The sequence below is a fragment of the Sinobacterium caligoides genome (assembly GCF_003752585.1).
GTDB classification, from domain to species: Bacteria; Pseudomonadota; Gammaproteobacteria; order Pseudomonadales; family Sinobacteriaceae; genus Sinobacterium; species Sinobacterium caligoides.
The window spans coordinates 142,432-166,514 of record NZ_RKHR01000004.1; the positions used below are offsets into that span (position 1 = coordinate 142,432).

The window sequence follows — 24,083 nt, forward strand, 5'->3', positions numbered from 1 at the left end:
TCATAAGAGAAGTGATAAGTCAGGAAGAGCTACCAATGCCAACATCGCGTAATACGATCATCAGCCTAGCCGACATCAGATGATTTATGCCCGCGTTAAACGAATCCATTGTACGATAGGCCAACCGGAAGGATGGCTGCACTGGGCACCTCTGGGGGGTTCGGCTCAGGTTTCAGGCACAGACCGATGAAGGTGCCCTATCACCTGCATGGCCTACGTGGTTTTGTTTCCAATCTGTACTACTTAAGGAGAACCCTCTACTAATTTTCTCTGGTGAGCCCCCCAGCATCAGCCTTTTTATGCTTTATTAGCTTCCCAGCATCAGCTCATATATCAATTTCTTTTTATCTTCTTGTAATTCCAATCCCTCAAAATAATGTTTATCTTGCTGCATGTAGTGAATCTGAAGATTATTATGTAGCTGATAAAGTAGTTCAAGCTCTGAAAAGGATTCGTAGTCAGATTTTAATTGAATTTCATTTCTAACAGTGGTCCAGTTATTGTCGATTAATTCTACGTAGCTATATTTGATAATAACTTCATTAAACCCCAGACCTGCACCAATATAATCAGGAAGCTCTACTTCAATGTCCTTATTGTATATTTCAAGACTATCATAAAAGGCATTTATATCTGCCGATTTTTCTTGAGCGAAAGACCAAGATACTTCTTCGAGTAACCAATAATATTTTCCATCCTCTGAAGCCATTATGTTACCGCCTACAAACAACAACATTAATATCAATTTTTTCATATAACACCGTGAGTTAACGCCGACTACAGTCGCAAGCAAAGCTGACGTTTTTTTTGCAGAAAGCACAAAAAACGACCTGTTTGACAGTCCGTGGCTGACCCTTGTTAAGTACTGAACTCATTTGGATAGCTACTTGTTAAATAGTCCATTGGTGGGTTATCAATACCAATTACATGCTCGGGCTTGAACCAAAGCTTACAGCCTGTCTCTAGATAGCCACTGCCAGGCTCGATACAACCTGGCTCATTGTCAAGGATTCCTAAAAAATGACCTTTTGTTTTTTTAAGGACAATAACCCACATCCGCTCCCCAGAGACTTGAACCGAGCCATCCTCATCTTGAGTTTGAATATCGAAAGCAAGTTTGGCAGCTTGCCCTCGCTTTAAGTTGATACGAATTTCTTTAGATGGAATATCGAAAGTCTCGGGATTCTTCTGTTGCTCAACCTCACCGTTTCGGTTTTCCCAAAAGTGTTCTTCTATGTTTGTTAATACGGGATCATCCCACACTTTCTCGAATCCTCCGGACACTGAACGCCCAACTCAGTGGCTTAGCTTAGTGTAGCGAAGTCCAGCCAGCTTTGCTGGCGATGCTGCTTGGTCTTGTTATAGCTGGCACTTGATAGACCAATGCTGACTGTGAAGTAAGTCCATGCTAACTGTCGCTAAGCCGTGTTGTTATTTATTGGAGAGATACAATACCGTACCTGCGGCTGTATGGGAAGTTACAAGTGGCTGATAGCTTTAAGAATTGACGTCGATTAGGGGGAGTGATTGGTGTGAGTAGAGGGCTGATATAAGTAAGATTAGAGCTTATCCAGACACCCACCTTAATCACCTCTCAACGCAACGATATTGAATCTATACAACAATATAATGATGGGTGTCTTAGTAATCTCTTGAATTCCTGGGTTCAAGAAGGTGTAACGGTGGGCGTCCTTGCAGTTCGATTTTACTATGAGGATCTTTATAACTTTGAAGACCTGAGCCATTCATTTTTTAGTGATATTCAATTGTCATGCTGTCGGCTGACAAACTTAACTCTTCAAGGGCCACATCATTACTTGTGGAGTCAAAATCAGGCGCGGATAAACCGGTCGGAAAAGCATTCAAGATATTCCATGTAATGAGGAGTTCGGTGCCGGTTTCGTTGATTAAGCTAATCGAAATGTCTTTTTTCTCGAGTCGATTAGTAGAAGCCTGATTTAACCAAGCCCACAGCTGACTTTCCTTAGAGACAACGCCTCTTGACAAGGTAAAATCGAGGTCAGATTTTTCGCCGGACATACTAACTCTACCACCCATGCCGTCTTTATAATCGATTTCCTCACGACTCGTTTTTAAACCAGATACCTTACTAAACGCCATGACCTCTTCGCCTACAGTGATCCGATAACGATAGGTAAGAATAGGGTAATTATTTGCTATCTCACTTGCTTTAATTGTCATAATTATATCTCCTTATATTTCTGTTTAACGCCACCAACAGCGGCTGTGCGTAGCGAAGTCCAATCAGTTTTGCTAGCGACACTACTTGGCCTTGTTATAGCTGGGCTTGTACACTATTGCTAATAATCTAACTGCCGATAAACTGTATTATTAATTATTTGAGGGATACAGTAACGTACTAATGGCAGAATCGAAAGTTACAAGCGGCTGATAGCTCTAAGTATTTTCGACCATTATCAGTAGTGCTGGGGCTCGTGCGGTAGACAGAACTTATCCAGACACCCACCTTGATTACCTCTGAACGCAGCAATATTGAATATATACGACAAGATAACGATGGGTGTCTGTGTAATTTTAACGTCTGTGTAATTTTTATAGCTTTCAGGGTATGTAAGACGCTTACTGTCGCTGCTTACTACGCACGCCAATCAAGCCTAGCAATGCCGAACCAAACAGAATCGCAGAGGCAGGCACAGGTACGGCGCTCACCGAAAAAGTCGAGTCAACCGTCGTAATACCAACTGAAAATTGTGTTTCTATAACGCCATTACCTAATGCATCCAAACTATTAGACAACACTATAACGGATTGCCACTGGTTCTCTGGCACCCAAGAACATTGCGATGGCGGTCCCTCGCAACTTAAGGTCATAATCTCTCCCATCAAGCCGTTATAATGGGCTTGATTAACCGTATCCATGTTCGCATTAGGGGTATGTAACGTATAGTTTACATTTAAATCCTGAGTCACGGTATTGTAAGTACCACTACCTCCCCCTACAGAATTCCAAGTAGACGTTACATCAACCTGCACTGGGATTAATGCAGCATGGGATACTGACGATAGCAACATAGTCGCTGCGAATAGAGTGCCAAACAAAGTAGACTTAAGCATAATTAAAATCTTTATATTATTAATAGTCAGCGGATTATCAATGGAGATAAGACAAAAATACACTTTCAAAAAGTAAAACTTTTCGACAAATAATCATTACTACAAAACCAGCCACCCAAAGTGATGAGCTTTACAAGTTTGGGGGCAGCTAATAAGTGCATAACATATAAAAAACTGAGCAATGATCAACTGGCGCCAGATTTACACTCTAAAGAAAACAGCCCTGAGTCAAAGATCGATTGGATCGGACATCAGGTTGACTCAGGCTACCGTCAGCCCGAAGCTTAAACACTAAAGTTTGAGAGAACTAAAGACTGATCCAATGTTCCCCCCCTTGCCCTCTTGTTAGGAGTAACTTGCCAGGAATTATCCTCACGTACAACGTAACCTGAAAGCCTATTGATATAAGCCTCTGGTGCTACCTTTCGACTTAAGCCAGGAAATATACTCTCCTTGTAATTCTCATGGTGAAAAAGAGATTCCCACCGGGTAATAACTAACAAGTGGTTACTTTGGTTAAGATGACGGGCAACAAATCCACCAAGCATCCCTTCAGCTTTCCCCATAGCTGGATTCCATATACTCTTTTGATCGTGCATAAATCTATCTACATCTTGTACGTCTTCACATTGAGCGAGACGAAGAACACAGCCTTGCGAAGGTTCATCGTTACTTCCTAAGGCAGGTATACTCAATACTTTTTCAAAATATTGGACTTGGCAATGACTGAAGGCTTCTGATTGCTTACTTTTTTCGGAAATGTTGTCATGGATTGAATCCATAAAACGCCCAACGACTTCCTCAGACTCCCACTCTCCAAGAACTATTGCTTCTCCATCGCTCGTCCAGCCACCTAGCTGACCTTCAAAACCATCACAATTATTCAGCTCACTCCAAGCGAGCTGCCCTCGATGAAACAGCTCCTTTCTACCGGCTTTTATTGTGCATTTGATAAGTTTTGTAATTGCCAATGCAGAAGCTCCTAACATTTGTCTAAGACGCCAACATATAATCTTATTGTTTACAACTCCCGATGCTATCTCAACATCATGTTATTTCAACTCTTATTTACCATTCCTTACAAGGACCATCCTGCGACGAATTGAACAAATACATCAAAATAACGATGGGTGTCTTAGTTATTCCGAAAGAGCTAATCCAAAAATACTTCCATGAAGGCATGAGCAAAGGAATTAGAAATAATACAATTGCAATAGTTATTAACCAGCCCATCTATTCTTCCTTAATCACAGATAACGCCCAGCACAACTCCGAAGTAATACTGGCAATTTCTCTGCGGTTTTATGCGCAAAATGAGATGGTTTTACGAAGCCTTCTAGCTGCTGGTAATGCGAGTTTCATTACGAGTAACCATACTTTTCTTTCCGCTATATTGATCATAAAACTTCTGATGCGCAGCCTCTGAAAATGTATCATTTCTTTCGCCATACTGCCTTATCCAGCCAACTAGCATTTCTAAGTTATCATCTTGAGCTTCCTTACTTTCATATTTGTGAGGCTCCCAAGGCCGGTTTTTGGCATTTGAAATACATGCATCAACTGGCAAATTCATAAATATGATTTCACTAGAGCTTTCTTTAACAAGCTCCAGTAAGTCTGTGTAGCAGCCTTCAATCACCCAGCATTCATGAGAATTGATGAAATTTTCTATTTCTCTCCATGACTCATCTAAAGTCTTTCTTTCAGGAGGAACAGTAGGTGTCCAAGCAAGCGTATCAAGATCTAAGTGGGCTAGCCCTCTGTTTTCACATAGATTCTTTGCTAGGGTAGACTTGCCTGAGCCTGAGTTACCAAATATTAGAATATTGCTCAATTCTCGAGTCCTCGGGGCACAAAGCATTTGTATATGATGCCAGCATATAGAATTTTATTGTTTATACTCTCTGCATACTATCTTAACCCTTTGTTATTTCAAATTTTATTTACTGTTAGTTGCAAAGAGCATCCTGCGATGAAGCGTGCTTGCCCTATTATTTGTCGATTCTGGAAATAAGTGCTTATCAAGCCACCATATACCTTGACCTCTGAACACGCAAGAGCTGAGCATATACGACTGAATAACAATCGGTGTCTTAGTTATTTATGACGATTACCGGGTTACACAACTGATCAGACAGCCACTTTCATTACCGCCTGAATACAGGAGAATTGAATATATACGTCAAAATAACGATGGGCTTGTTAGTTATTTTCTGACCTCGTTGGGTGAAAGGGAAGGCAATAATCTATCAAAGCGTTAGGCAGCCCGATAGTGACACTTCGCAGTTAGAGACCTTGTGCATGTAGTGGTGCCTTTTATGCGGAACTCGGGAGATCCAGTACATTGCTCTAATCGAGCAGCTCAACGTGAAGTCGACTGACGAAACCGTTGAATAGGATGTGCTGGAAGCCTGACCGACTCGTAGTAGTGAAGAAAGCAGCGATTAAAACTGGAAAAAAAACAGTAGCGGAGCAGGTGAGGCGAAGGAGTCTGACAGAGAGAAAGGTATAACAAGGTTCTGCAAACGACAGCCAAAAATGTCACTTGTTTTGCACAAAACTGCACAAAAGTCGCTAGTAGATTTCGGCAGTTGAGGTGGGCGTTAATCAGTTCTAAAAAGGAACGTTATGATTAAATTTTATATCTGTTTTTGGTTTCTCTATCTATCCTGGGCGTACTAGTTACTATAGGTCGTGCTAAGTTTGATATTTTAATTGTTCGTTCGAGCAATCCAGATGAGGGATTTCATAAGCGGGTTCGGGTGAGTGCAAACACTGCTGAATATGCTCATTTATTAATGGCATTAATCTAATCCATTAAGTCTCAACCATGCATCTAGATAGGTATGTTGTTTTGTTGCTTTAGTAATGTTTTCAGGTGTTTATTAACTGCTGGCATTGTATTCACTAAACCCAACAATATTCCGCCACGACTATATCCATATTCGGGGCCTACTAAAAATAGAAAAAGAGGGCAAGTCACTTTCTTCACAATACTTTATGTATTAATAAGAGGTTGGTCGACAGGGTGAGCGAGCATGGCCAGATATCGGAGGATTGAGTGCTATCACGCCTTTTGTTCTTCGTTGGGCCGTGGCCGTAAGTGCCCGTGAGCATATCTGGACGCCATCCCTTAAAGCATATAGCAGCCCGACCCAATAACGCTCATCGTGGACGATGAGTTTTATCACCTATTAGACAATAAAGACGACAACAAGTTAGAGCGTTTAAATTTTGGGAAGGTGCAATTTTTGAGATCGTTATTAATCATGAAATTTTTTTAATTTTATGGAGGCTTCGCAGGGTTAATAGAGTATTGATTTTAGAAAAACAGGGTGATACCGTTATATTTCCAATCCATTAATAGAAAGGATCTATTATGAAAAAAGTAGAAGTTGAAATGAAGAAGTTCTGTGCATTGATGCCAGTGATGAAAAAATCTAACGTTGAAACTAAAAAGTTTTGCGCATTAATGCCAGTGATGCAAAAGAAGTAGAATAAAAAAAGCAGAGGGTTTCACTCTCTGCTTTTTTATTGAATAATATGGATATCATATGAAAATAATAAATGACTTTTTTATATATTTTGAAGAAGAATCCCTGACCTTGTGGAACTATAAAACACATGAGCAGTTTGAGATAGCCCCCTATCACGTCGGCTTGATAAATGACTTCATTAAGGGCAAAGAAGTCCCAGAAGAGTTTATAACTGAAATGAGCAGCGCAGGCTTGATAGGAGGTCCGTCAGAATTGACGGATAACTGGAATTGGGATGTATTGTCTAAGATATTTCATGTTGGCACTAAAAATATTCCTATATCAAGCAACAACAACCAGGCTCCAGAAGAGTGGATAAAAGAGTATCTGGAATATTGCGAGGAAATCGGTGATGCGCCTGAAAGGCCCCTGGAGGAGAGGTTGGGCATCCCCCTTCCTAAAGTGACTGCGTCCTCACTTAAGTCAATATCATTGTTTGATGTCTTTCACAGACGGAAAACTAGTAGGGTGTTTAATGGTCAAGCAATATCAATAGAGAAGCTAAGCAACATTTTATTCTATAGCTTTGGATATATTCATGAATCATGGGATAAAGAGTTTGACGAAGCAGGGCTTGCTCCCACCGCAAAAAGGAAATCGAGCCCCTCTGGTGGAGGACTCCACCCTATTGATGCATATGTAACAGTATTTAATGTGAACGGGATTGCTGTAGATATATATAAGTACGACCCCGATAAACATTCACTTATTCCTGTTCGCAGCGAGAAAACAAATTTAACCGAAGAGTTAACTGATATCTTATGGGGGCAATATTACTCAGAAGGCATTTCTTTCGGTGTGTTTCTGACTGCCCAGCTAGACCGTGCTGCCTGGAAGTACAAGCATTCTCGTGCTTATAGAAATGTATTGCTTGACGCCGGTCATTTGTCGCAATCATTTCAGCTGACTGCGACTGCAGAGGGGCTGAATACATGGATAACTGGAGCATTTAATGATTCAAGAATAGAAGAGGTTCTTGATATTGATGGCATTAACGATGCTGTAATATTTTATGTGGCAGCCGGTATGGGAAGTAGCTCTACCTTTGATGATAAGATGAGGGTTGTAGTCAGTGAGTATTCTTAGTTTTTTTCTCTTCTCGTTTATGGCCAGCATAACACCTGGGCCAGCAAATATTGCACTTTTAACAGCTTCTGGGAGCAAAAATTTTAGCGGAGCTGCAACTTTTCTTGCCGGTATCTGCTCTGGTTTTGCTTTAGTTCTTCTTGTCTCGATATTACCTTTTTCTGGTGTATCTCTTTTGCCAGAAGGCATCAAATCTGGCTTTATATCTGTGATACAGATTTTAGGCGCTGTATATTTAATATATATATCTTTCGTTATGCTGAGACAGCATGTAGATGAACGCGACACTAGCCTTGGTTTTTTCCACGGACTATTAATACATCCGCTAAGCCCTAAGGCTTGGTTCTTTGTTGTTTCGGCTTACTCGACATTTATCGACTTCGATAATACAGGGGTGCTTGGTGTAGCATTATATGTATTTATCTTTTTGTGTTCGGCGATTGTGGCGCATTGGGTATGGCTACTGTCGGGATATGTTATGAAAGGTGCCCTTAACGAGGGACAATTAGTTTTAATAAATAAAGTACTATGCAGTGGCCTGCTAGCTTTGTCGTTGTACATGCTTGTATATGCACTAGGGAACCTTCTCTAGAGTCAACTACATCACTGCTAAAGGAGTGGGGCTTAAAAGCCAAGTTAACCAGAACACATGGAGAGGACTTTAAAATAAGTAAAGGATATTTTGGATATAGATATCATCGGATGCCACCTCAGTCTGATGCTCTATCGTTGCACTATAACCAGCCCTTAAATGTTAAAGAAAGTCAACCACACCCAAAGCCTTAATATCTGGTCGAGAGGACGTAGCGTCTTACAAAAACCTTAAGCTTACGAGTATAAGAGGAGGACACTTTGCTCGTGTTTGTACTTAATAATAATCGCGAACCACTAATTCCTTGTAAGCCACAAAGATCAAGAAAAATACTCAAAAACGGTGATGCTAAAGTGCTAAAAAGAGCACCTTTTACCATTAAGTTTGTTCATGGAAACTCGGGCTACAAGCAGGAGCTCCTAATAGGTATATATACAGGTAGTAAGACTATTAAGTGTGGCCTTATTGGTCTTGGGCAGGTGATTTATCAAAGCCAAGTAGCATTGTGCCAATATATTTCTAAGAAAATGGTGCAGCGTGCTATGTACCTATACACCTATCGTGGTCGTATGTCCCGTTATCGTCCTGCTCGTTGGGAAAACAAAGCATCAATGCGACGCAACGGACGATTAGCTTCGAGAATACTAATCGCCCTTTGTGAAGATTTCCACCATGATTTACATGTAGAACAGTTCGAACTAAAAATGAGGGAATCGTGCGCAAAACACGCAAAGGAAATAGGTATTCTTATGTCCAGATTGAAATACGAGTGGAGTTTTACAGAGACATTTTGGTACGAAAATAAACATATGAGAGAGAAAGTACTACAACTACCCAATGAAGATTACTTTGATAATTTTGCAATTTGCTTAGGTAATGATGAGTACGGCCATAAAAAACCAGTAGCCTACTTTAATAGACATGTATCAAAAGGTGTTCGTTCAGAGAAGCAAATCCCTTTTGACAAAGCTTTTTGGTTAAAAAAACACGACATAATCTCCACTCCACAATGTATTGGGTTTGTTAAAGGTAGGCGTAGTGCAGGCTATTTTGTACTTGAGACGATCACTGGTAACAAGATTCATGCTTCCGCCAATATTATGAAAAACACAATGCGGATTTCAACTCTAACTACGACATTAACTCAGCCTATGAAGGCGGTAATTGCTCCCGTAGCTAAAACAACGTGTATCCTTACCGCATGATGATGAAATTTGCGCAGAGAATAGGTGGGGACTCTTTAAAATGGTCGATGTATTTAACTAAAAAGTCTATTCCGCTCTCGCTTGCTGACTCCGATTTCACTGTTAGTGATTCTATTTCAAAGGCTATAATCGATAGGGTTTCCGAAGGTGCTCTAGGCTACGGGGTTGATAGCCTCCAGCTAAAAAATACTGTTGCTGATTACTGCCTTAGAAAACATGGCTGGAAAGTTGATCCCAGCTGGGTTGTTCTGACTTCGGGGATCAGTTTATCTCTAAATATTGTAAGGATGATGACCTCTCAGATGGGTAGACCTGGTGGGCTAACTTCAACACCGACATATCACCGGCTTTTCAGGTATGCCGGCGCATTGGACTATGAAGAAAAGCGATCATTGCTGGCCATTGAAAACGGAGTATGGAAGATGCAATACTCAGACATATTAGGGCAAATTGATAAAAAAACCGGGGCATACTTTCTATGTAATCCACATAACCCTGTTGGGCGGAGTTATTCAAAATCTGAGCTAGAGATACTTGCTGATATCTGTTTATCTCAGAAGCTATTAATCTGCTCTGATGAAGCTCATAGCGATATAATACTATCAAATAATATCAGACATACCCCTATTGCTACTTTGTCAAAAGAGGTTGAGCAGAGTACTATTACTCTTATCTCGCCAGGGAAAGGGTACAATATAAGCGGGCTTAATGTATCGTTTGCTATTATTGCAAACAGGAATCTTCGAGAAAAATTTAATAAGCTTTCTGATGGACTATCATCGACGCCTAACATTTTATCAATTAAAGCAGCTGATGCAGCATACTCTTCATCGGATGCTTGGCTGTCAGCTCAGCTGAAACTGTTAAATAGTAATCATGCGAAAGTATTCTCCATTATTAATAGTATACCGCAGCTATCAATGGGTGAAGTGGAGGCTACATATTTGGCTTGGATAAATGTCGAAAATCTACCGGTAGAATCACCACAGAGTTTTTTCGATAATTATGGTGTTTATATGTCTAATGGGGAAGAGTTCTCTCAGAAAGGTTTCTTACGGTTGAACTTTGCGTGTAACCCGGAGGTATTAGACGAGGCACTTAGTCGAATTCAGCTTGCCTGTAGGAGCCTCCGATAACTATCAAATCAAAAATAACTAAGACACCCAGTGCGCCGAGATAAACCGGTAGAAGATTGGAGGTGCACTCCTCTACTCGGTAAGGCGTCGCAAGCCGCCGAGCCCCCGAGTCATGTGCCGAGATAGTAAGGTTTAGGTTAACCGCTGACAGGGAAAGTTATAGGCTCTGTCGCATCCAAGTCATCATGGTATGTTCCGCCAATTTATAGATGATGTCATATGTCATCAATTTCCTTCAGTGGCCGGAATTTTTCAAAGAGATGATCCTACAAAGTATTCGCTGGTATCTGACCTATGGACTGAGCTATCGAAACATAGAAGAGATGATGAAAGAGCTAGACGAAGAACACTACCTTGCAGAGACTCATCGTTATCCACTAAGGCAGATATACTCAATACTTTTTCAAAATATTGAACTTGGCAATGACTGAAGGCTTCTGATTGCTTACTTTTTTTGAAAATGTTGTCATGGATTGAATCCATAAAACGTCCAATAACTTCCTCAGACTCCCACTGTCCAAGAACTATAGCTTCTCCATCGCTCGTCCAGCCACCTAGCTGCCCGTCAAAACCATCACAATTATTCAGTTCACTCCAAGCGAGCTGCCCTCGATGAAACAGCCCCTTTCGACCGGGTTTTATTATGCATTTGATAAGTTTCGTAACTGCCAATGCAGAAGCTCCTAACATTTCTCTATGAGACCAACATATTGCCTTATTGTTTACAGCCGCTGATGTTATCTCAACATCCTGTTATTTCAATTCTTATTTACCACTCCTTACAAAGACCACCCTGCGAAGAATTGAATATATACATCAAGATAACAATGGGTGTATTAGTATTATTCCGTTCACACCAACCGCAAAGCAAAAAAAGAGGACCAACATCGCTGTAGGTCCCCTCTCTTTGAATTTGGTCGGAATAGCAGGATTTGAACCTGCGACCACTACACCCCCAGAGTACACCAAAAAGATCGTAAGACCATGATATAGCTACATATAGCTTTCTTTGGCGACGAAAAAGGGGGAAAACAGCCTCTTTAAATACAATAAGTTACAAGTTGTTTGCACCACTATATTTCTTTACAGCAAGCTCAAAACTTAACATCGAGAAGATGCTTGTATGCCTCATAAGACTTTCTATCAGAACTCTTTGAATCGCTCAAAACTCCTACGACACGCTCCCTCACATTATTAAAGCCAGCCTCATCCCGTCTAGCTTTAGCCTCTTTCATCTCACTAGACACGTTATTCAAGGCACCCTTATATATTGATTCATATTCCAGCATATCACTTACCTTTATTTTTATATGTGCGAGGTCACAGACCATAAATACATGTTTTTACTTCTTAATACTTGCCTTAAGCCAAGACACAAGCGCCTCGATCATCTCATGAGCACTTATAGGCACCTCAGCTTTAGCCTCAGATTTACCCCCTTTTTCTCTACTCTCATTGACAAATAGTCTATCGGCTACTTTCATCTTAATCTCACTTTGCTGCTCTTCTCCAAGAGAGGCTAGATAAGGCGTAATTGCTCTCAAGTCTAATGACTTTTGTCGATGCGCGTGCTCTTTCTCTCGATGCCTTGATGACTCTCTCGCCAAATATGCAGCGGGTACAGATAACATGAAAGCCAACGCCAACCTATATAGCGCCGTATTTAACTCAAAACCATTAGAAAGCGAATCATAAAAAGACAATGAAGCCCCAATAATCACCAGAACCATGCAAAATAGCGCCCCGTATCGCAGCCAGTTCGCTACCTTCTCTTCGTCATCAGCCCGTCCTTCGTAATGCTGAGCCATTGAGCCTGCCGATATAGCTCCCATTACACCATCTATGTGCGAGGCCTTCTCTTGTAAGTCGACCTCATGATCTCGATAAAGCTTTTCAAACCCCTCACTGGCAATAATTAGTTTGTCAGCAGACCTTTCAAGATGCACATCCAAACGGTTAGCAGCTCTTTCAGTGGCCAGATTTAGCTCTTCAGCAAACCTTCCTAACTCAACCCCCATACGATCTTTAATAGAACTTACTTTTTCATCCAATTCATCTATAGACTGAGCCGAAGCATCAACACGATGCTTATAAATAGAGAGAGCGTGCTGATTTATAAAGTTAGTGCAATTAGCCTTTAAATCTTCCAGAGTCTCAAGCATTGCCTCCGAATATTGATCTGAAGCTTTCAGCAGATCAAGCTCAACTATTAACTCATTGTCAACCCGACCGATGACCTCACTGCACAAACCAGCGACTTGTTCACCCAGCTCCTCCATATGTTCAGCTTGATCAAGACGACTAAACAACGACGATACACTAGTCAGAGCATCATTTATAAACCCCTCATTGAACTTCGAAAGTATAGGGCTAGGCCAGCTCTTAAGCACCTCAGTTAGACCACTTCGAATCCAGTTAAGAGTTTCAGTGACATTGGCCGCATAGAGCATGACTTCTCTAATTTCTTTACGTTTTGATTCACCCCCCCCCCCGAAACGCGAGGATAGCTTTTGCCATCTCTATATTCAGTCAACAGATGATTTCTAATATTTTCAAACTCTTGGGTAGCAGAACTCTTAGCAGGACTAGGAATGTTGGTAGTAGCATCCTTAAGCCGAACACGCTTAGCTATATACGAGCTTTCGCCCTCACTCTTCTCACTCATAAGTTGCTCACAAATTAATTATTATTCTGACGTCAAATGCCTTTGATAGAGCTTAAGATCCTTTGATAACAAACCTTCGACACCACAGGCTGCGCACCCATCCTCTCAATCATCACCCTAGGTCCGTCACAACTCAAACCTAGCTTATTATCCTCATCCTCTGGCGCCACGGCAAATAGCGGGTGCCCTGCAGCAACACAGTATTGAGCATGCGTCATAGTTCCGCTTCTAGCGTTGCACTCAACCACGATAGAGCACGCAGATAATCCAACCTGTATTCGATTACGCGGCACAAACATGCTGCGATCTGGCTGGATATCTAGCTCTTTCTCCGACACCCACGCGCCACCACTGGCCAAAATTCTATCTGCGAGCCCAGCATTCTGCCTGGGCGCTGCCTCTTTCAGTCCACCTGCCAGCACACAAACAGTCTGACCGCCTACAGAAAGCGCCCCCTCATGGGCTGCAGCGTCAATACCTAGCGCCAGACCGCTAACGATCGTATACCCTTGTTCGGCAAAAAAGGCCGCCATGCGATAAGCAATAGCCTGACCAGCCTTTGACGCCTCTAGCATACCAACGATAGCTATGCCGGTATTATTTACAGCCTCAACATTTCCCTTAACAAAAAGGGGATCCGGTGGATACTCAATAGTCGACAGCTTTTCGGGATACCTGGCATCATCTCTTGTCAGTATGTGCACCCCTGCTCGCTGATATTTCTGAATATCAATCACTGCGCTCCTCCGGCAGATAAAACACTCTTATCCAATATGGTCACGGGCAAAGATAGAGCACTATAGATTGACTACAACGTACACGGCAACGCATCAGCCTTGATCAGTCTTTGTAGCTTTAGACTCCTCGCCCTCATGACCAAGCTGGTCAACAAGCCCCCTCATAATCTTCTCATTCTTTCGCTGAGCCTCAATCACCTTATCGAGCTGACCAAGAGCATCACCAACAATACGATCCATTTTACCCCGCGGCTCAGACAACGATACCGCTGCGTCGGAAGCTAGTTTTAACAAAACACTAATTATAATAAGGAGTAAGCACGCTACATTGCCTACAACCACAAACACAGTCATACGGGTTACCGGAGCAGTCGAAGAAACTTCCACATATAATGAATGCAAACTTAGGAGCACTACAGCTATTATAATCACCCAAAAATAACCCGAATTAAACCTTCTTTTTAGCTCAATGTAATCCTCTTTTGTCGAATGCTTAATGTAAAGCCCGGTCCAACCGGCCCCTACGATACTAATGAAGGTCGGCACCAAGATACTCATAAAACTTTCCAAAACATCACCTCATTTTTATATTAATACTTGCCCCATCAACTGGTTTTCAACATAGCATACCCCTGCAATCAACTCACCCACCATAAACTCGTATCTACCTAATTAATATTGACTAATAGATCAAACAACACCTAGCCAACTTCCCAGATAAAGATATAACCCGCCTTTAATTGCAGCCATACTTCATCCTCGCTATAGTGGGGCCTAACGCTGTAAAAGCGAGGACTCAACAATAACTCTCAAAGGATATGAGATATGGCCGGCCACCCAAGCCTGCATCTGACAGACGAAAGAAAAAAAAAGGTGCTGTATCTCGACAAGGAATACGAGATCTGCCTCAGCTTTCATAAGCTCGATAATATTGACGGTGACGTTGTAGGCCTCAAGTTTACTGATGCAAAGGCCAGTATGGACGCCTCCAAGAAGGTCAACCTAAATGGGCCTAAGCTCGGTAAGTTCATCGCGCAGCACGCTGTTCAAATGCTAGGAAACCTCGATAACATTTCGTTTTTAGGCTTTTACCTGCTAACAGATGAGATCGTCGAAGAACGGGGCTTTAGGGCTGCATTAGCAAAAGAGCGGATCTATAATACTCAAGCCATATTTATACATGATATGGTAAGAGAAGAGCTTCCCTATCACATGAAAATCAAGGCAGAGGGCGGCGTTGGCTGGGGAATGAGCAAAGAGAACCTAAACTCTATCCCGCAATACAGGCTGCTGATATCAGAGCTCGGCAAAGAAATTACGGAGGCCATCCATGCTGATCCGGTTTGGTGAAGAACTCAAAGAGCTACCCGATGAAATTGCGATCGCCATTCTGTCGGATCCATCAACTGATGACGACCTATCGCTAATGTCGACCCGCGAGATAAATACTATCGTACATGGCTGCCTTGGCATCACGACAGATAACGAAGAAGTGTTCGAAGATAACATTCAGGTATGGAAGGACTTCTTCTTTAGAAGCATGGGGCCAGATGACCGCCAAGAACAGGCTAAGGTATTGCTGGAAAAGTACCGCCGAGAGATCAGCGAGACAGAGATTGGCGTGATCCCAATCGAAGATATGTTTTAGGGAGACTGTTTTTACTACAGTCTCAATAACCAAAACTACATAGCTAAAAATACGCCCTTTATCTTATAAGGGGAGCGAGCAATCACCTTCCCCCCTTTCATTGGCAAAACTATTTAGCTATGGGTGTCTTTGTAATAATGGTACTATGATTCGTATCCAAAATTAGCTTAGGCATCATATGGTAATAACTTTTAATTACTTAGGGCAGTCTTACTAATCTCTTCTATCGCACGCTCATTAGGCACTTTAACTAATACAGCATCACCCATTACAGCCCCTCCGAGCCCCCCCCCGTAACTACTAAGGTCCACTCCAGCACCTACAATTATAAGCTTTAGATATGTTGTAGAGCCAGGCTTTAGATCTAGACCTATCGCGGGATAGTTGAGAGTCCAGCCTCCAGCTTGCCTTGTTTCAACGATATGCTCACCAGGAGAAAGAAGTGTTAAATTGTAACCACCATTTCTCAAGTTATGCTCTACTTCGTTATCAATAACCACCTTAGGATAAACTAGTTTCTGGAAGAATCTTGCTTCTCGGTATATGTATAAAGCAGCCTCACCATCATCAGGGGTTACGGTCTGGGTAAATTTCGGGCCAGATGCACCAGTACAGCCTGAAATAGCAACGACAACAATCAAAGATAAAATCTTATAAATACTCATACCTAAACCTTTCTTAGCGTCTTCAGCAGCCCAACTAAGCCTTCAACAAGGCAAGGGGTACCTAAGAGTCAACACATACTTTATTCGTTATTCTGCAAGGTTATCGTATATAACGTATAAATAAAACAACTAACAATTGAGTCTAGCGCTATTAATAAATTAGATAGCGTCTCTTCATCGCATGAGGCAACCCGATCACTGTGGTAGCGATCCGTACCGCGCTGAGAGCATGGGCGCCGACTAGCCTGGGTTGCAGAGCTTATCCAGACACCCACCTTAATTACCTCTAAACACAACGATAGTGAATATATACAAAATATAACAATGGGTGTCTTAGTAATTTACCCGAATACTTCTGCACCGAGTGCAATACAATCTACCTTCGCGACCTGCCGCCAGCCAAAAACGAGCCGGAACTGATCGGCTACGAGTCCGCAGACGGGGCCTGGAAATACATTGATGGCAATGACTGGACTAATGATGATGGTGAGATATATAAACGTAAAAAATAGGCTCTGAGAAAGTCACAGCTAACTTTGGGTTTGTGAGCCTATATAGAGTCTTAAGATCGTTATTACTTAATAATTTTCGCTGAGCTTGAGACATAAATTATTTCCTATCTTCTCCATCCCTTAATCGACCAACCTCCTAACTGTTTGGGTTATGCTGATTGCAACTAACCCTACAAATACTGACCGTTATGGAGCCGCGAAGCGAGGCCCAGACATGTCTGCTGGCGGTCGTGCCCGGCTTTGTTATTCGTTTTTTTCGCTAAATGCTTCGCTACCGACCCAGATATGAGCAATATAAAGCTCATCTACAAACTCTCGGCCAGTTTGTTCAGAGAATAAGCTACAGTACGGGTCACGAAATGAAATGTGGAATCCAATTTCATCTTCACCCTCCCTAATAAAGCAAGGGTGTATCGGGTCAACCAAATTTGCACAGGCATGACTAATCGGGCCTCTAAACTCTTCCTCAGTGCGCGTCATAACTTCAATTAATTCATTTTTCTCTGGCGTAATGCTTCCAAAAAAATCTGCCATATTTTTGCATTTCTCATCTTCCCACTGGGCACTTACGAATTCTCGTATTGCTGGGTTTATCATATAAAGGTCTGTATCTAGAGAAATATTGGTGGTGCGAAAAATATAATTATTGGTTCTTAAAGAATATATATGCTCTATATCCGATTCAAAACGTTGCTCCTTATCTAAAAGACTTCTAAGGGCATCCTTTTTCCAATAAGGAAAATATTCAAATACTTTTTTAAACCCATCAAGAAATTCTTCATTTTCTTTCTCCAACGATTCTTGTCTAGCTTTCTCTAACTCGTAATTCTCCTGATTTTTTCTCTTCTCTTTGATCGCAGCGTCAATTTTGTTCCATACCCAAAAAAACAGAATATAAACGACTTGACCAACAAGACTCCCCATGCCAACACTAATTAGCGATATTATAATGGTATATTGCTCTTTTGGCACACCAAAAGGAGCTAAGATGCTATCGATATACTTCCACGAAAGCAGCAGAAAAACACCTATCGAGATGTATCTGACTGAAGACTTTGGCGAGGTCAAGGCGGACAATATCTTTATCAGTGAGCCTGCAGTTTCACTCATATATTCACTCTCCGGTACTTAATGCAGTTTAGTGCACTAATGTTTCCTGATACTTTTATATGACACCTGCATATCATATACAGCTTCATTATTTATATTTCGCGATACTAACTCAACCCATTGTTGTTTAACAATCTTATTTTACGTTTTTGAAAAACAACTCTGTGGCTATTTTTTCCTACTCTATTATTAGTCGATTCTAAATATAACAAGCCAAGCACCTAGCATATATACCAATAATTATAAACACTACCATCAATTAATCACATGAAATACAATGACATCCAATACAATTTTATACTCATACAGCTATGCAAGGCCGTGATGGGTAGTCATTATATTAAGTGCCTACTCGACAGGATATACGGTTACGGTTTATCTGATAGAGTTAAATACTGCAAATTAGATAGAAGGTGAAAGTTATAAGTGCGTTCATTGCCTCATAATTTTTAACACTACGAAACACAAGCTAACTACATATCCGCAGCCACGTCACTGTACTCTAAACGATGCCCCTCAATATAAATTTCTGTAGTTTTTATATCACTATGCGCCATCAACGCCTGAAGCTCATCAGGCGTGCGACCAAATTGATTCTTATATATGTCTGCTGACAACGCTCGGATTTCATGAAACGTCGGCACTTCGTCGCTCTCTAGATGTGCAAAAACACCGCTCTGCGCTGTCGCCTTTTTAAAAGCCCGCGGCAGCTGTTCAGGTAACACCTGGTGCGGACAATCACGCTTCGCCGTCGCGTGATTTTTCTTATGTACTCGGCTAACAATAAATGGCGATGATGACGGCGCTTTAAACGCCCTTTCAATTGCACCCGATAACAGACTACCGGCACTAATTTTTAGCGCCTTAGGGTGAGGTATCGCTGCAGTTATTTGAGGCACAACGTAAAAATGCCCATCTCGATAATCTGTGAACCGTAACGCAACAACATAACCTCGACGAAGTGCTATCGATAAGATCACGATGACTGTCTTAGTTATTCCGCTCTCACCAACCGTAAAGCAAAAAAAAGAGGACCAACATCGCTGTTGCTCCTCTCTCTTTGAATTTGGTCGGAATAGCAGGATTTGAACCTGCGACCACTACACCCCCAGTGTAGTGCGCTACCAGACTGCGCTATATCCCGATAAAGTTTTGGCTGTGCCTCAACTTGATGCGCATAATAGCGTAGTGATTCAGCCTTGTGAAGCCCTTTTTATAAATATGTTGATATATACATCACGCTATTTAAAGGCTTAAAACAGGGGGTATTTGCAGATCAGAGATGGGGTAGAAGAGGAAGGGCTGCTAACGGCTGTGCAGCGTTGATACGGGCCTTCTGGGGCCTGAAAATCCTTTTAAAACACCTCACGATGAACATGAGGATGAGCCAGACCGAGCAACTACTTTACAGTAGCTGCTCGATCAGCGACGGAGAAAGCCTATTCTGGAGCTGGCCCGTCGTAACTCTCAACGCGCACCTTGAGCTTTTGCCCAGGCTTAAAGGTCACAACCCTTCTCGCGGTGATCGGAATCTCTTCACCCGTCTTAGGGTTACGCCCTGGACGCTCGCTCTTGTCGCGCAGATCGAAGTTACCAAAACCTGATAGCTTGACCTGCTCGTCGTCTTCCAGTGCGAGACGCACCTCTTCGAAGAACAGCTCCACGACCTCTTTCGATTCGCGCTTGCTCAGCTCGAGTTCATCGAATAGCTTTTCAGCCATATCTGCTTTAGTTAGTGCACCTGCCATACCGATTACCTTAACGAAGCGCCGAACTTTTCAGTCAGCGTGTTAACTACTTGTTCAATAACAACATTAATATCGTCATCATTAAGAGTGCGCGAAGCATGCTGGAAGGTCAAGCCTATTGCCAAACTTTTCTGATGAGGCTCAATACCTTTGCCCTGATAGACGTCAAATAACGTCAGATCGACGAGGTTCTCCCCCGCAGCCTGTCGCATTTCAGCTAAAATAGCATTACTCGCTACCCCTTGATCAATAATAATAGCTAAGTCACGACGAACTTCAGGGAATTTTGATAATTCTTTGAAACTTGGGAGCTTCGCCGCCAATATCGCCTCGAGCTCAATCTCGAAAAGATACAGCGCTTGGTCGATGCCGAGATCTTTGGCCAAGGTCGGGTGCAGCGCACCGATAAGACCAATCTGCTTGCCGCCCAACATGATTGCCGCCGTCTGTCCCGGATGCAGTGCGTGGTGCTCTGCACGGACAAACTCGAAGTCATCCAAGCGATCACCCAAAGACAACACTGCCTCTAGATCGCCCTTCAAGTCGAAGAAATCGGCCTTGCTCGCGTCGGCATGCCACGCTTCTGGCTCGCGATTACCGGTCAACAGACCGCCTAGGCTGCGATCCTGACGCAAGCCGCCATCAGCCTGCGGTACGAAGCACTGACCAACCTCAAACAGGCGTACGCGCGGCTGTTGGCGGTTGAGGTTATGTACCGCCGTGCTCAGCAGGCCGGGCCACAGCGTGGTACGCATGACACTCATATCCGCCGAGATAGGATTAGTCAGCTTCACCGGCTGCGCCGCAGGGTCGATTTTCGCCAACAGGCCTGGCTCGACAAAGCTGTAGGTGATCGCCTCTTGATAACCGTGATCAACCAATAAGTTGCGAATACCGCTCACAGAGAGCTTCTGCTCTGGCTTAGGCTGCAACGGCAACGCGACGGCAGGCGTGTGTACTGGCAGACGGTTGTAGCCGTAGATGCGTGCCACCTCTTCTAAAAGGTCGGCCTCGATCTCCATGTCAAAACGGTAGCTTGGCGCGACCAGTTTCCAACCCTCTGCAATGGTTTCAATCTCAAAGCCAAGGCGATTGAAAATCTCAACGATCTGCTCATCGGGCATTTCGAGCCCCAACAACTGGGCAATACGCGCCTTGCGCAGCACAATAGTGGCGACCGCAGGCAGAGTATCTTCGCTGCAAATTTCGCTGACAGGGCCCGGCTGACCACCGACGATATCGAGCAGCAACGCCGTTGCACGCTCAATTGCACGCGCCTGACCGGTCGCGTCGACGCCGCGCTCGAAGCGAAGCGAGGATTCCGTGTGCAGGCCGTAAGAGCGTGCACGACCGGCAATTTTTACGTTATCGAAGAACGCCGACTCGAGGAAGATGTCCGTCGTCTCACTCGTCACCGCGGTTGCCTTGCCGCCCATAATACCGGCAATTGCCTGTGGGCCTGCCGCATCGGCAATCACCAACGAGCCGGTCTTCAGATCAACTTCGCTGTCATCCAACAGCGTGATCTTCTCGCCTGCTTCGCTGAGACGCACATCGATATCGCCAGTCAGCTTGTTCAGGTCGAAGGCGTGCATTGGCTGTCCGAGCTCCATCAGCACGTAGTTAGTCACGTCGACAACAGGATCGATCGAGCGAATACCGGCGCGACGCAGCTTCTCCTGCATCCACAGCGGGCTGCTCTGACTCAGATCGACACCTTTGATCACACGACCCACATAGCGTGGGCAGTCTTCAATCGCCGAGAGCTCAACCTCTACGGTATCCATAATGGTCTCAACCACATCGTCGATCACAGGCGCTGTCACAGCAACTTGATTAATCACACCGACTTCGCGGGCAACACCCATGATAGAGAAACAGTCGCCACGGTTCGGGGTCAGATCGACTTCAATAATGTTGTCATCGAGATCGAGATATTCACGCAGATCGGCACCGGTGGGGGCATTTGCTGGCAGCTCATAGATGCCCGGCGAACGGGTCTCGGCAAGGCCCAGCTCATCGTCCGAGCAAAGCATGCCAAAGGACTCAACACCACGCAGCTTCGCTTTCTTGATCTTAAAGTCGCCCGGCAACACGGCCTTCACCTTGGCGAAGGGAATCTTAATGCCGACACGAGCGTTAGGGGCGCCACAGACTACTTGAAACGACGCCTCGCCATCGCTGACCTGACAGACGCGTAATTTGTCGGCATCCGGGTGCTGCTCACAGGCGGTGATTTCACCGACGACGACACCGCTAAAATCGGCTGCCGCTGGCTCGAAACCGTCAATTTCAAGGCCGGCCATTGTCAGCTGATCACACAACTCCTGTGTTTCGATCGCTGGGTTAACCCACTCGCGTAACCACTGTTCACTGAATTTCATCTTTCTTCCCGCTTAAATCATTAGTATTCGAGGCCGTGTCTATAGCCTGCAAAGAATCTCTAGAGAGCGACGCACTCGCTCAGCCCCTATAGGAACTGACCGAGGAAACGCAGATCGTTCTCGAAGAACAGACGTAGATCGTTGACGCCGTAACGCAGCATCGCAAGGCGCTCTACCCCCATACCAAAGGCATAGCCACTGTATTTCTCAGTATCGATACCCGACTTTTCAAACACGCGAGGGTGGACCATGCCACAACCCATGACTTCCAACCAACCGGTGTTTGAGCAGACGCGACAGCCTTTGCCGCTACACATCACACACTCGATATCGACCTCAGCCGATGGCTCGGTGAAAGGAAAGTAAGAGGGGCGGAAACGCACGCCGAGGTCATCGCGCTCGAAGAAGACTTGCAGGAACTGCTCGACGATGCCTTTGAGCTCGGCAAGACTGGTGTTCTCGGTAACGACGAGACCTTCCACCTGGTGAAACATCGGCGTGTGCGTCAGGTCAGAGTCACAACGATAGACGCGGCCAGGACAGACGATTCGAATCGGCGGCTCACTGCTTTCCATCACGCGCGCCTGCACCGGCGAAGTGTGAGTACGCAGTACCGTGCTCTCACCGATGTAGAAGGTATCGTGCATGGCGCGTGCCGGGTGGTGGGCCGGAATATTCAGCGCCTCGAAGTTGTGGTAATCGTCTTCGATCTCAGGTCCTTCAACCACATCAAAGCCGACAGTGCTGAAAAAGCCTTCGATACGTTCGATGGTCTTCGTCACAGGATGCAAGCCACCCACCGTCTGACCACGACCTGGCAGACTGACGTCGAGGGTCTCCGCAGCCAACTTGGCGTTAATCGCAGCAGCCTCTAGCGCCTGCTTCTTATCGTTGAGCAGCCCCTGCACCTTCTGGCTCGCTTCATTGATCTTGGCACCGGCAGCTGGACGCTCTTCGTTCGACAACTTGCCCAGCGTCTTGCGCAGCAGGTTAATTTCACCTTTCTTACCAAAATATTGTACGCGGACCAGCTCTAGGGTTTGGCTGTCTTCAGCACTGTCTATCGCCTGTATTGCGGCCTCGCAAATGGCATTAAGGTTTTCCATTGAACACTCCAACTGTCGGGGAGAACACCGTTTAATACATGGCACTCATACAGAGCACCACTCTTCAATTATTCATTCTATTGTCGCCAGAAAATAGCCCAGGGCTGCTGGCGGATCTATATAACGCAAAACGGGGAAAGAGCCGAAACCCTTTCCCCATTCGGGCCCACGACGAATCATGGACCGCACTATCAGGTTAATACCCCAGATACCTGGGGTAGATCACCTTATAGTGCAGCTTTCGCCGCAGCTACGATCGCAGTGAAAGCGGCTTTGTCGAAAACAGCGATATCGGCAAGAACACGACGGTCCAGAGCGATGTCGGCTTTCTTAAGACCGGCAATAAAGCGGCTGTAGTTCAGGCCGTTAGCACGTGCGGCAGCGTTGATACGCGTGATCCACAAGGCACGGAACTGACGCTTACGTTGACGACGGTCACGGTAAGCATACTGACCAGCTTTGATGACAGCTTGCTTGGCAACGCGGAATACACGTGAACGTGCTCCGTAGTAACCTTTAGCTTGCTTAAGAATTTTCTTGTGACGACGATGGGCGGTAACACCACGTTTTACGCGAGGCATAATGCACTCCTTAACTTAAAATAAAAACCAATAAAATAGAGGGACTCTAGGAGTGCCTTATACTTTGCGAAGCATTCTGTTAACAAGAACCATATCGGACTTGTGAACAGCGCTACAACCACGTAGCTGACGCTTACGCTTGGTAGTCATTTTGGTCAAGATGTGGCTCTTATGAGCGCTCTTGCGCTTGAAGCCAGTCGAGGTCTTTTTGAAGCGCTTTGCAGCACCACTATGTACTTTTAACTTAGGCATTTCTTACTCCATATCTGAGCGGTT

23 protein-coding genes, 1 tRNA gene and 2 pseudogenes are annotated in these 24,083 nt (G+C 44.1%); 7 read left to right on the top strand and 19 right to left on the bottom strand.

The annotated features are described in order from the left end of the window. Positions 1-307: 307 nt before the first annotated feature. The 6 genes from EDC56_RS07390 to EDC56_RS07415 all read right to left on the bottom strand — a co-directional run bounded on the left by EDC56_RS07390 (position 308) and on the right by EDC56_RS07415 (position 4,930). Positions 308-754 (bottom strand): hypothetical protein, encoded by a 447-nt coding sequence (locus EDC56_RS07390; protein ID WP_123711913.1) that lies wholly within the window; start codon positions 752-754, stop codon positions 308-310. A gap of 104 nt (positions 755-858) precedes the next feature. Then, positions 859-1,263, bottom strand: a complete 405-nt coding sequence (locus tag EDC56_RS07395; RefSeq protein WP_123711914.1) for a hypothetical protein — start codon at positions 1,261-1,263, stop codon at positions 859-861. Positions 1,264-1,752: 489 nt separating this feature from the next. Continuing rightward, positions 1,753-2,202, bottom strand: coding sequence for a phage tail protein (locus tag EDC56_RS07400; protein ID WP_123711915.1), 450 nt, complete (start codon positions 2,200-2,202; stop codon positions 1,753-1,755). Between the two features lie 399 nt (positions 2,203-2,601). Then, on the bottom strand, positions 2,602-2,853 hold the full coding sequence (locus tag EDC56_RS07405) for a hypothetical protein (RefSeq protein WP_148059347.1): 252 nt from the start codon (positions 2,851-2,853) through the stop codon (positions 2,602-2,604). 527 nt (positions 2,854-3,380) lie between these two features. After that, a complete protein-coding gene (locus EDC56_RS07410; RefSeq protein ID WP_162844119.1) occupies positions 3,381-4,067 on the bottom strand; it encodes a DUF4937 domain-containing protein in 687 nt (228 codons plus the stop codon). Between the two features lie 365 nt (positions 4,068-4,432). Further along, positions 4,433-4,930 carry a P-loop NTPase family protein gene (locus tag EDC56_RS07415; RefSeq protein ID WP_123712837.1) on the bottom strand — a complete coding sequence of 166 codons (498 nt, stop codon included), beginning with the start codon at positions 4,928-4,930 and terminating at the stop codon, positions 4,433-4,435. A gap of 1,720 nt (positions 4,931-6,650) precedes the next feature. Here EDC56_RS07415 and EDC56_RS07420 point away from each other — a divergent pair. The 5 genes and pseudogenes from EDC56_RS07420 to EDC56_RS20080 all read left to right on the top strand — a co-directional run. Further along, positions 6,651-7,718: a SagB family peptide dehydrogenase gene (locus EDC56_RS07420; protein WP_123711918.1), complete on the top strand. Its 1,068-nt coding sequence runs from the start codon at positions 6,651-6,653 to the stop codon at positions 7,716-7,718. Further along, positions 7,705-8,310, top strand: a complete 606-nt coding sequence (locus EDC56_RS07425; protein ID WP_123711919.1) for a LysE family translocator — start codon at positions 7,705-7,707, stop codon at positions 8,308-8,310. The genes EDC56_RS07420 and EDC56_RS07425 overlap by 14 nt, the downstream gene beginning before the upstream one ends. A gap of 266 nt (positions 8,311-8,576) precedes the next feature. Then, on the top strand, positions 8,577-9,515 hold the full coding sequence (locus EDC56_RS07430; protein ID WP_211333604.1) for an RRXRR domain-containing protein: 939 nt from the start codon (positions 8,577-8,579) through the stop codon (positions 9,513-9,515). Then, positions 9,512-10,651, top strand: a complete 1,140-nt coding sequence (locus tag EDC56_RS07435) for a MalY/PatB family protein (RefSeq protein WP_123711921.1) — start codon at positions 9,512-9,514, stop codon at positions 10,649-10,651. Before EDC56_RS07430 ends, EDC56_RS07435 begins: the two co-directional genes overlap by 4 nt. A gap of 219 nt (positions 10,652-10,870) precedes the next feature. Then, positions 10,871-10,986 (top strand): annotated as a pseudogene (locus tag EDC56_RS20080) (IS6 family transposase); the annotation flags it as partial. An 82-nt stretch (positions 10,987-11,068) separates the two neighbouring features. Here EDC56_RS20080 and EDC56_RS20085 read toward each other — a convergent pair. The 4 genes and pseudogenes from EDC56_RS20085 to EDC56_RS07460 all read right to left on the bottom strand — a co-directional run. After that, a pseudogene (locus EDC56_RS20085) lies at positions 11,069-11,341 on the bottom strand (DUF4937 domain-containing protein); the annotation flags it as partial. A gap of 653 nt (positions 11,342-11,994) precedes the next feature. Further along, entirely contained in the window at positions 11,995-12,960 is a 966-nt protein-coding gene (locus EDC56_RS07450) for a hypothetical protein (protein ID WP_148059349.1), read from the bottom strand. A gap of 388 nt (positions 12,961-13,348) precedes the next feature. Continuing rightward, positions 13,349-14,053, bottom strand: a complete 705-nt coding sequence (locus EDC56_RS07455) for a DNA-processing protein DprA (protein ID WP_162844122.1) — start codon at positions 14,051-14,053, stop codon at positions 13,349-13,351. A gap of 93 nt (positions 14,054-14,146) precedes the next feature. Then, on the bottom strand, positions 14,147-14,611 hold the full coding sequence (locus tag EDC56_RS07460) for a hypothetical protein (RefSeq protein WP_123711926.1): 465 nt from the start codon (positions 14,609-14,611) through the stop codon (positions 14,147-14,149). 267 nt (positions 14,612-14,878) lie between these two features. On the opposite strand from EDC56_RS07460, the gene EDC56_RS07465 reads away from it, so the two are divergent. Together EDC56_RS07465 and EDC56_RS07470 are read left to right on the top strand one after the other, a co-directional pair. Beyond that, positions 14,879-15,403 (top strand): hypothetical protein, encoded by a 525-nt coding sequence (locus EDC56_RS07465; protein ID WP_123711927.1) that lies wholly within the window; start codon positions 14,879-14,881, stop codon positions 15,401-15,403. Beyond that, positions 15,384-15,701 carry a hypothetical protein gene (locus tag EDC56_RS07470; RefSeq protein ID WP_123711928.1) on the top strand — a complete coding sequence of 106 codons (318 nt, stop codon included), beginning with the start codon at positions 15,384-15,386 and terminating at the stop codon, positions 15,699-15,701. Before EDC56_RS07465 ends, EDC56_RS07470 begins: the two co-directional genes overlap by 20 nt. A 191-nt stretch (positions 15,702-15,892) precedes the next feature. On the opposite strand, the gene EDC56_RS07475 is transcribed toward EDC56_RS07470, so the two are convergent. The 9 genes from EDC56_RS07475 to rpmI form a co-directional block, all read right to left on the bottom strand. Further along, positions 15,893-16,366 (bottom strand): DUF2846 domain-containing protein, encoded by a 474-nt coding sequence (locus tag EDC56_RS07475; RefSeq protein ID WP_123711929.1) that lies wholly within the window; start codon positions 16,364-16,366, stop codon positions 15,893-15,895. Positions 16,367-17,121: 755 nt separating this feature from the next. Further along, on the bottom strand, positions 17,122-17,988 hold the full coding sequence (locus EDC56_RS07480; RefSeq protein ID WP_123711930.1) for a hypothetical protein: 867 nt from the start codon (positions 17,986-17,988) through the stop codon (positions 17,122-17,124). A gap of 473 nt (positions 17,989-18,461) precedes the next feature. After that, a complete protein-coding gene (locus EDC56_RS07485; protein ID WP_162844123.1) occupies positions 18,462-18,968 on the bottom strand; it encodes a tyrosine-type recombinase/integrase in 507 nt (168 codons plus the stop codon). Positions 18,969-19,055: 87 nt separating this feature from the next. Next, positions 19,056-19,132, bottom strand: a tRNA-Pro gene (locus tag EDC56_RS07490). 295 nt (positions 19,133-19,427) lie between these two features. Beyond that, the gene (ihfA, locus tag EDC56_RS07495; RefSeq protein ID WP_123711932.1) at positions 19,428-19,736 is read right to left on the bottom strand and encodes an integration host factor subunit alpha; all 309 of its coding nucleotides are present in this window, start codon (positions 19,734-19,736) and stop codon (positions 19,428-19,430) included. A gap of 5 nt (positions 19,737-19,741) precedes the next feature. Beyond that, positions 19,742-22,120 (bottom strand): phenylalanine--tRNA ligase subunit beta, encoded by a 2,379-nt coding sequence (pheT, locus tag EDC56_RS07500; RefSeq protein WP_123711933.1) that lies wholly within the window; start codon positions 22,118-22,120, stop codon positions 19,742-19,744. Between the two features lie 86 nt (positions 22,121-22,206). Further along, complete coding sequence (pheS, locus tag EDC56_RS07505; protein WP_123711934.1) at positions 22,207-23,226, bottom strand: phenylalanine--tRNA ligase subunit alpha; 1,020 nt, start codon at positions 23,224-23,226, stop codon at positions 22,207-22,209. Between the two features lie 227 nt (positions 23,227-23,453). Continuing rightward, on the bottom strand, positions 23,454-23,807 hold the full coding sequence (rplT, locus tag EDC56_RS07510; protein WP_123711935.1) for a 50S ribosomal protein L20: 354 nt from the start codon (positions 23,805-23,807) through the stop codon (positions 23,454-23,456). Positions 23,808-23,864: 57 nt separating this feature from the next. Beyond that, entirely contained in the window at positions 23,865-24,059 is a 195-nt protein-coding gene (rpmI, locus tag EDC56_RS07515) for a 50S ribosomal protein L35 (RefSeq protein ID WP_123711936.1), read from the bottom strand. Positions 24,060-24,083: the final 24 nt, after the last annotated feature.